The 8,024-nt window shown below is 40.0% G+C and carries 9 protein-coding genes; all 9 read right to left on the bottom strand.

Annotated elements, in window-relative coordinates:
- Positions 1–413 precede the first annotated feature (413 nt).
- Positions 414–1,598: a 12,18-didecarboxysiroheme deacetylase gene (ahbC, locus tag Q7U95_RS03480; protein WP_308751882.1), complete on the bottom strand. Its 1,185-nt coding sequence runs from the start codon at positions 1,596–1,598 to the stop codon at positions 414–416.
- 52 nt (positions 1,599–1,650) lie between these two features.
- Positions 1,651–2,013, bottom strand: a complete 363-nt coding sequence (locus tag Q7U95_RS03475) for a four helix bundle protein (protein ID WP_308751881.1) — start codon at positions 2,011–2,013, stop codon at positions 1,651–1,653.
- A complete protein-coding gene (cobA, locus tag Q7U95_RS03470) occupies positions 2,013–3,632 on the bottom strand; it encodes a uroporphyrinogen-III C-methyltransferase (protein WP_308751880.1) in 1,620 nt (539 codons plus the stop codon). Before cobA ends, Q7U95_RS03475 begins: the two co-directional genes overlap by 1 nt.
- A 154-nt stretch (positions 3,633–3,786) precedes the next feature.
- Positions 3,787–4,716, bottom strand: coding sequence for a hydroxymethylbilane synthase (gene hemC, locus Q7U95_RS03465; RefSeq protein WP_308751879.1), 930 nt, complete (start codon positions 4,714–4,716; stop codon positions 3,787–3,789).
- Complete coding sequence (hemA, locus tag Q7U95_RS03460; RefSeq protein WP_308751878.1) at positions 4,717–6,000, bottom strand: glutamyl-tRNA reductase; 1,284 nt, start codon at positions 5,998–6,000, stop codon at positions 4,717–4,719.
- Complete coding sequence (locus Q7U95_RS03455) at positions 5,991–6,614, bottom strand: bifunctional precorrin-2 dehydrogenase/sirohydrochlorin ferrochelatase (protein WP_308751877.1); 624 nt, start codon at positions 6,612–6,614, stop codon at positions 5,991–5,993. Before Q7U95_RS03455 ends, hemA begins: the two co-directional genes overlap by 10 nt.
- Before the next feature lie 87 nt (positions 6,615–6,701).
- Positions 6,702–7,523, bottom strand: coding sequence for a cytochrome c biogenesis protein CcsA (ccsA, locus tag Q7U95_RS03450; protein ID WP_308751876.1), 822 nt, complete (start codon positions 7,521–7,523; stop codon positions 6,702–6,704).
- Positions 7,523–7,660, bottom strand: coding sequence for a hypothetical protein (locus Q7U95_RS03445; RefSeq protein WP_308751875.1), 138 nt, complete (start codon positions 7,658–7,660; stop codon positions 7,523–7,525). The genes ccsA (Q7U95_RS03450) and Q7U95_RS03445 overlap by 1 nt, the downstream gene beginning before the upstream one ends.
- Before the next feature lie 2 nt (positions 7,661–7,662).
- The coding region (gene ccsA, locus Q7U95_RS03440) for a cytochrome c biogenesis protein CcsA (protein ID WP_308751874.1) at positions 7,663–8,024 on the bottom strand (362 nt) is incomplete at its 5' end.

Below are 8,024 nucleotides of genomic sequence, written 5' to 3'. Positions count from 1 at the left end.
TCTCCGACCTCCGGGGCTGAAAGCTACACCCCCATATATATTAGCTAATAGCTACTACGTCGCTATCGCTTTATTATAAATGTAAAACGCAAAGTGTAAAATGTAAATTTAAATACCAAAACTTCAACTTTCAGGCACAAGACACCAGTATCTATAAGTTACAGAATTAAGAAACCGAAGCTCAAGGATTCAAGTGTTTCTTAGATTTTCGCTCTCGACTCCGAGCTTTTCACTAACTTTCAACTTCTACTATGCAAAGATAGCGCTTTCTCTCCCTCGGTCTTCGACCTCCGGGGCTGAAAGCTACACCCCCAAGAACCAGTTCATAGTAAATAAAAACTAACAGAGATTGCTTCGTCACTCCGTTCCTCGCAATGACAAAAAAGAATTAATCCTTTAATCCTTACTAATAACTAAACAAGGCCTATTTCTTCATCGGTGAGGTAACATGCCGGGTCTGAAGCCCACACATCGTTATAATATGACTCGGCTCTTGCCCGAAAATTACCGTTACAAATATTTAACCATTTGCACTTGGCACATCTTCCTTCGATAAGCGGTTTTCTGTTTTTGAGGCCAGCCATCAATGGATTTGATGTATCCATCCATATTTCGCTAAATTTTTTCTCTCTTACATTACCAAGAATGTGCTGTCTCCAAAATTGGTCAGGGTGAACAGCCCCGTCCCAACTAACACAACCAATTCCAATTCCCGTGCTGTTACCCTCATTCATTTGAAGCAACTCATAAACATCTTCAGCTTTTTTGGAGTCCTCTTTTAATAAACGCAGGTAAACATAGGGACCATCGGCATGATTATCAACGGTTAAAACTTCTTTTTCAAGACCTCGATCAAAAAGGTCTTTGGTTTTATCCATGATTAAATCCACTGTCTTTCTAGTTTCCTCATGAGTTAAATCCTCTTTTATTAGCTTACTTCCTCTACCGGAATAAACTAAATGATAAAAACAAACCCTGGGAATATCCTCTTCTTCAAGCAATTTAAATATGCTCGGTATCTCTTGAACATTGCGTTTGTTCATTGTAAACCTAAGTCCTACCTTAATACCCTCTTTTTTACAGTTTCGCATACCCTCGATAGCTCTGTCGAATGCTCCTTCAACCCCCCGAAATTTATCGTGAACTTCCTTCATGCCATCAAGACTAATACCAACGTATGATAGGCCAATTTCCTTTAAAACTTTTGCCTTCTCCGGTGTTATTAATGTGCCATTAGTTGATATTACCGCTCTTATCCCTTTCTCTCTCGCGTAAGACGCAAGTTCGGGCAAGTCTTTCCTCATCATCGGCTCGCCTCCGGAAAAGAGAATAACCGGAACCCCAAAATCAGCTAAATCATCTATTAAAGTTTTGCCTTCCTCGGTTGTAAGCTCTCCTTTGTAATCAATGTTTTTAGACTGAGCATAGCAGTGAACACACTTTAAATTACATTTTCGAGTACAATTCCAAACAACTACCGGTTTTTTATCTTTTGAAAATTGAAGAAGGTGCGAAGGTAGTTTACTTGAATCCCTTTTATACCTAAGCGCGTCCGAGGGCTCCACGGCCCCACAATAAAGTTTTGAAATACCAATCATCTATCCAGTCTCCAGTCTCCAGCCACCAGCTTCCAGCTTCCAGCCACTGACTTTATTTTAAAGAGTTTATTAAACCATTTAGAAGTTTTCCAACTTCAGATGTGTGTTTTTCTAATCTGTTAAATCCACCTACTGTAAAGTAACCAAGATTCTTAGCGATTTCCAGGAAAACTTCTACTTCAGCTAAAGAACCGCGCGCAATATATAAAAACTGAACAAATTCCTTGTCATATTGTCTTTCTTTCCCCTCGGCAATATTGGCCGGCACACTAAGAACTGCCCTTCGAAGTTGAGAAGTCAGTCCAAACACTTCAGACTGGGGAAATTTGTTTGTTTCAGCATATATTTGCAGAACAAGTTCCTTTGCTTTCTGCCAAACAACAAGACCTCGATAACCTTCTTGCCCCACTCCCATTATTCCTCCACCCGGCAACTGGCGGCTGGGGGCTGACAGCTGGATACAATTGCTTCAACCAATCCTTTTATCGTATATTCTTTTGCCGATATGTCAACTTTTAAACCTAACTCTTCTGCAGTTTTTGAAGTAATTGGACCAATACCGGCTACCGTCACATTTTTTAAAACTTTCTTCAAATCCACATCTTTTAAAATTTCAACGAAGTTTTTAACCGTCGATGAGCTTGTAAATGTTACGATATCAATTTCTTCTTTTTCAAGCATCTCTCTTATTTTGTCGGCATAAGAACCGTCAATTATGGTTTGATAAGCCGTTACCACATCAACTTGGGCTCCAAATTCTCTGAGTTTATCCGGCAAAATTTCTCTGGCAACTTTAGCTCTGGGAATGAGAATCTTGGCACCCTTAACACCTTTATCTTTAAACCCTTCAATAACCGACTCCGCTTTATAATTAGAAGGAATGTAGTCAATTTTTAAACCCAGTTCTTTTAATTTTCCGGCTGTAGCAGGACCTATTGCCGCAAGTTTAATTCCTTTTAAATCTCTGACATCGGAGCCCAAATAATAGAGTCTATCCAGAAATGATGATACTCCGTTTACACTAGTAAAAATTATCCAGTCATAAGACAGTGGGGAGTCGGGAGTCGGGTCTACGACCTCGGAAGGTCTACGACCTGAGAGGAGTCGGGAATTTAGAATCTTTTTAATGGCATTGTCCAATTCATCATAACTTTGAGGCGAAATAATTTTAATTGTCGGAAACTCAGTTGCCTCGGCTCCCAAGTTTTCTAAAGCTTCCACTAATTCACTTGATTGATTTCTGGACCTGGTTACAATTACTTTTTTTCCAAAAAGTGGTTTATTTTCAAACCATTTCAGCTTTTCCCGCAAACTAACAACATCACCCACTATAGTTATTGCCGGTGGTTTAAAATTAGCCACCTTTACTTTCTCGGTAATATTTTTTAACGTGCCGGTTATAGTTTCTTGATTTGGTGTCGTTCCCCATCTGATAAGAGCAACCGGCGTATCTGAAGGCCTGCCGTGCTCCATTAATTTACCTGCTATAAGAGGTAAATTTTTAACTCCCATAAGAAAAACCAATGTGCCTACTCCACCAGCCAATTTTTCCCAATCTATATCACTATCGGGTTTAGTCGGGTCTTCATGCCCCGTAATGAAAGCAACTGAAGATGAAATTCCCCGATGTGTTACCGGAATACCTGCATAAGCAGGAACAGCATAAGCCGATGATATCCCGGGAACAAATTCAAACAAAATATCATTCTCGGCAAGCGCCAACGCTTCTTCTCCCCCTCGCCCAAAAACGAGAGGGTCTCCACCTTTTAATCTCGCCACTACATTGCCTTCTTTGGCCTTATTAACTAAAAGACGATTTATGTCTTCTTGCTCCATAGTGTGCGCGCGCCCACTTTTTCCAACATAAATCATTCCAGCATCCGGTTTAGCAAAAGCCAGCAAACGCGGATTAGCCAAATAGTCATAGACCACAACATCCGCCTCTTTTATGCATTCCATCCCTTTTAAGGTTATTAATTTAGGATTGCCCGGACCGGCACCAATTAAATATACTTTACCTGTTTTTTTCTTCATTTTTACCTCTATCTCTAAATCTGCTATTTACTTCGAGCCCTTATCGGGAGTCGGTAGTCTCTTAGTCGGGAGTTCACCCCCACCCCTGCCTACCGGCAGGCAGGTTAATCCTCCCCCGTCAAGGGGGAGGGAAAGTTTGGGCATCTGCTAAAAGCTATCCACTTTCTCTTATCTCCTTTAATATCTCTTTGGCTCCACTTTTAATCATCTGCTCAGCCAGTTTAATTCCTAACTCTTCAGCTTCAGATGATTTGCCGGAAACAAAATCTCTTATTAATCTTTTTCCATCTAAGCTGGCCACCATGCCCCACAGGTTAATGCAGTTCTCCTCTAAAACCCCAAGGGCTCCAATAGGAATTTGACAACCCCCTTCGAGCTTCTTCATCATGGCACGCTCCGCGGCAACTGCAGTAAAAGTAGACACATGGTTAATTTTTTCGACCAGTTTGTTGATTATATCATCGCTTTCCCTTGTCTCAATCCCAATTGCTCCTTGACCAACCGCGGGAAGACTAATCTCCATCGCTATTCTTTCAGTAATTTTATCGGCCCAGCCCATCCTGTCTATCCCGGCAGCCGCCAATATTATTGCGTCAAACTCACCTGATTCCATTTTTTGTAACCGTGTATCTATGTTCCCGCGAACATCAACAATTTTTAAATCAGGACGAAAGTTTAATAATTGGGCCTTTCTTCTTAAGCTGCTTGTGCCAACCTTAGAACCCTTCGGTAAATCAGAAAGGCAAACTCCTCCTTTGGATATAAGCACGTCTCTGGGATCTTCTCTTTTTAAAATTGAGGATATCTTTAAACCAACGGGCAATTCAGTTGGCACATCTTTCATGCTGTGCACCGCCAAATCAGCTTCCCCTGTACTTAAAGCCACTTCAATCTCTTTAACAAAAAGCCCCTTATCTCCAATTTTTGCCAGGGGAGAATCAAGTATTTTATCACCCTGTGTCTTTATTTTTTTAATTATAATTTCAGCATCGGTAAACTGCTTTAAGCTCTCAGCAACAAAGTTCGCTTGCCACAAAGCAAGTCTGCTGCCACGTGTCCCGATTACAATTTCTTTTTTAGCCACTTATTGCTCCTCGTTTTCATCATCATTTAGCCCAAATAAGTATCTCGCTGATTCGGTGTAGATATAACCATCTTTTCTATTGCTGCTTTCTTTTAAAGAAACTATCGGTTTGTGCAGTAACTTGTTTACAATTGCGCTGGTAAGCGTATTTATAAGATTTTTGTCTTTTGAAGAAATATCTTGCATTTTAGAAAGAATTTTTTCCGTCTCGCTTGCTCTTATCTCTTCTGCTTCTCGTTTTAAGGCCGAAATCGTGGGAACCACCTCTAAAGAATTAACCCAGGAAATAAACTTGTTTAACTCTTTGTCTATAATCCGTTTGGCCTTTACTGCTTCCTTATTACGCTCCGCCAAATTGGTATTTACCACGGATTGCAAATCATCGATATCATAAAGAAAAACGTTGTAGAGTTCACCAACCTCCGGCTCAATATCTCTGGGAACAGCTATGTCGATGAAAAAAATGGGCTTATTTTTGCGTTTACGCATCGCTTCCGCGACCACATCTCTATGGATAACATAGTGTGGGGCCCCCGTAGAACTTATGACGATATCAGCATCTTGTAAATAGTTATGATAATCATCAAACCCTATTGCTTTGCCGTTGAATTTTTTAGCAAGGTCTACAGCCCTTTCATGCGTTCTGTTTGTCACCAAAACAGAGTTCACTCCGTTTGCCATAAGATGCTGAGCCGTAAGCTCGCTCATTTCTCCCGCCCCCATGACAAGAACGGTATGGCCGTTTAAGTTTCCAAAAACTTTCTTGGCAAGTTGAACAGCAGCATAACTTATTGAAACCGCATTCTCTCCAATTCCTGTTTCCGTTCTAACTTTTTTCCCTACCGATAAAGTTTCCCTAAAAAGTCTGTTAAAAATGGTGCTTGTTGCTTGATTTTCAAAAGCACACTGGTAAGCGTCTTTCACTTGGCCTAAAATCTGGGCCTCGCCTACAACCATCGAGTCGAGACTGGAGACAACCATAAACAGGTGATGAACGGCCTTTTCTTGATGTTTAAAATAAAGGTAATTCAATATTTTATCTTGATCCAAATCACAGAAACTGCTTAAAAAATTCAAAATGTCAGCTTTGCCTTTATTTAAATCTGACGCAAGAACATAAATTTCAGTACGATTACATGTCGAAAGAATAACTCCTTCGGCTATGCTCTCATACGAAACTAAATGCTGAAGAGGCCCTTCTTGGTCTTGAAGCGGAAATGTTAATTTTTCTCTTATCTCAACTGGAGCCGTTTTGTGGCTCAACCCTACAACTATTATATGCACTCTTTAATTATCTCCTTAAGAAGCTCGTCTTTTCCGTCTCTTATTAACTTAAGAATATTGGACTCTAAAATTCTGCCCCATGCTTTGTTTCGCTCATCAGCCAAATCATACTTCTCTTTAATCTTTTCCCTTATCTCTCCCAGCAAATTAAGGTATGGCTCATATTCAGGCCCAAATTCTTTCTCAAGTTTAAGGCGAATCTTCTTGGCCAAAGCAGGAGCTTTTCCCGAAGTTGAAATACTTATCGTCAAATCGCCTCTTCGCACAAGTGAAGGAACAATAAAATTACATATCTCCGGAACATCCACTATATTTACTAAAAGATTTAAAGCGCTCGCCTCTTTGTAAATTTCCTTATTTACCGAAGAATTGTCAGTTGCCCCGATTACAACAAAAGCTCCTTTTAAATCACCTTTTTCATATTCCCGTCCTATATGTTCGATTTTCCCTTCGGATTTTAATCTTTCAAGCAGCTTGGTTAACTTGGGGCTTATTACGGTAACCTTGGCTCCGCAATCAATGAGAGCTAAAACCTTTCTCTCCGCAACATTCCCGCCGCCCACCACAACACACTTTTTATTTTTTAAATTAAGGTAAACCGGATAATATGTCATTAAATTCTCCTTACAAACTCGCTTTAATAAAAAAGCCTGCCAGAATTAAAAAGAACAAACTTATCTTAACTCTGGAGAGCCCGTTTTTTATCCTTTGAAACCGTGTAAAAAACTCATGTAGGGCACTATTAAAAATCTTATGCTTATGACAAACAAAAAACCAACTAAAGCCAGAATTGCTGATCTCTTTCCCATCCAACCAGCCGCAACCCTTAACACTAAGTAAAAAACATAAATTACCCACGTTAAAAAAGTAGCTATTACAATAGCATCAAAAAAAGTCCCCCAAATCTGATAAGCCCTTATTGCTCCCGTTATAAGAGTAGTAGTTAAAAATAAGAAGCCAACAATGACCGATTTATATCCAACATCATCTAAAACCTGCAAAGAAGGAAGCCTTGCAAGAATTGAATCTGACTTTTTTCTTTTAAAATGCCACTCCTGCAAAAGATAAAGAATGGCAGCTCCCGCGGCTATCGCAAAGGCAGCCGAAGCCACAAACATTGACATAAAATGAGCACTTATAAAAGAACCCTGCAACACTTCCATCCTGGGTCCAGGCAGATGATAATAACTCCATGCTTTTATTAAAAAAATGCAAGCAAGAGAGGTTACAAACATTCCCAGTGTCTTTAAGTCAGCAAAACGCTCAAGCACAAGATAACCAATAATTACAAACCACACTACAATAGCAAGCGATTCATAAGCACTCGCTCCTAAAGACTGTTTTGAGGAAAGCCACCGAAAAAACAGCGACCCGGTTTGGATTAATCCACCACACACAGTCACCGCGGTTGCCAAAGTCCCCGTAATCTGTCTTCTGGAAATAAAATGGCTGGCATAGAGCGCAAAACCTGCCGCGTAGGCAAGAGCTGCCAACCAAAAAAGAACCACACTTACTTTTTCCATTAAAGCTTCTCCCTTTTTACAACTTCTTTTAAGTGATTCAAATCTCTTCCTAAAACAGCAAGTTTCCTTTCAATATAAAAAACATATAAAAATAAAATCAACCAGGCGGCAAAATAAGCAGCGTAAAAAAAGGACATAACTAACCTCCAATCTCATCTTTTAAATCTTGAATTTCTTCTTGTAAGTTAATCATTCTTATCCTCTGCCCTAAAAGGTAAACATAATAGAGCATCATAGACGCAAAAAAAATCAAAGTTGGTATCCACATTTGCATATCGAGTGCTTCACCAAGCGCTATCTTTGCTGGCGTAAATATCAACGGATGAGCGGTTCTCCACCACCTAATCGACATGAACGAGATGGGAACACTTAAAAAAGCAACTATACCAAATACCGCGGTAAGGCGAGATTTACGTTCAATATCATCAACCGAGTAGTAAAGCATAAGGTAACCGGCGTAAAGCAACCACATAATTAATGAAGTGGTAAGCCTCGGCTCCC

Source organism: Candidatus Oleimmundimicrobium sp. (assembly GCF_030651595.1).
Classification (GTDB): Bacteria; Actinomycetota; Aquicultoria; order UBA3085; family Oleimmundimicrobiaceae; genus JAUSCH01.
Note: the sequence above shows the minus strand (reverse complement) of the source record. Positions and strands in the feature narration are given on the sequence as shown.

Coding starts and splice junctions, on each gene's coding strand:
- ahbC (WP_308751882.1), bottom strand. CDS start 1,598: ATGATTGGTATTTCAAAACTTTATTGTGGGGCCGTGGAGCCCTCGGAC.
- Q7U95_RS03475 (WP_308751881.1), bottom strand. CDS start 2,013: ATGGGAGTGGGGCAAGAAGGTTATCGAGGTCTTGTTGTTTGGCAGAAA.
- cobA (WP_308751880.1), bottom strand. CDS start 3,632: ATGAAGAAAAAAACAGGTAAAGTATATTTAATTGGTGCCGGTCCGGGC.
- Q7U95_RS03455 (WP_308751877.1), bottom strand. CDS start 6,614: ATGACATATTATCCGGTTTACCTTAATTTAAAAAATAAAAAGTGTGTT.
- ccsA (WP_308751876.1), bottom strand. CDS start 7,523: ATGGAAAAAGTAAGTGTGGTTCTTTTTTGGTTGGCAGCTCTTGCCTAC.
- Q7U95_RS03445 (WP_308751875.1), bottom strand. CDS start 7,660: ATGTCCTTTTTTTACGCTGCTTATTTTGCCGCCTGGTTGATTTTATTT.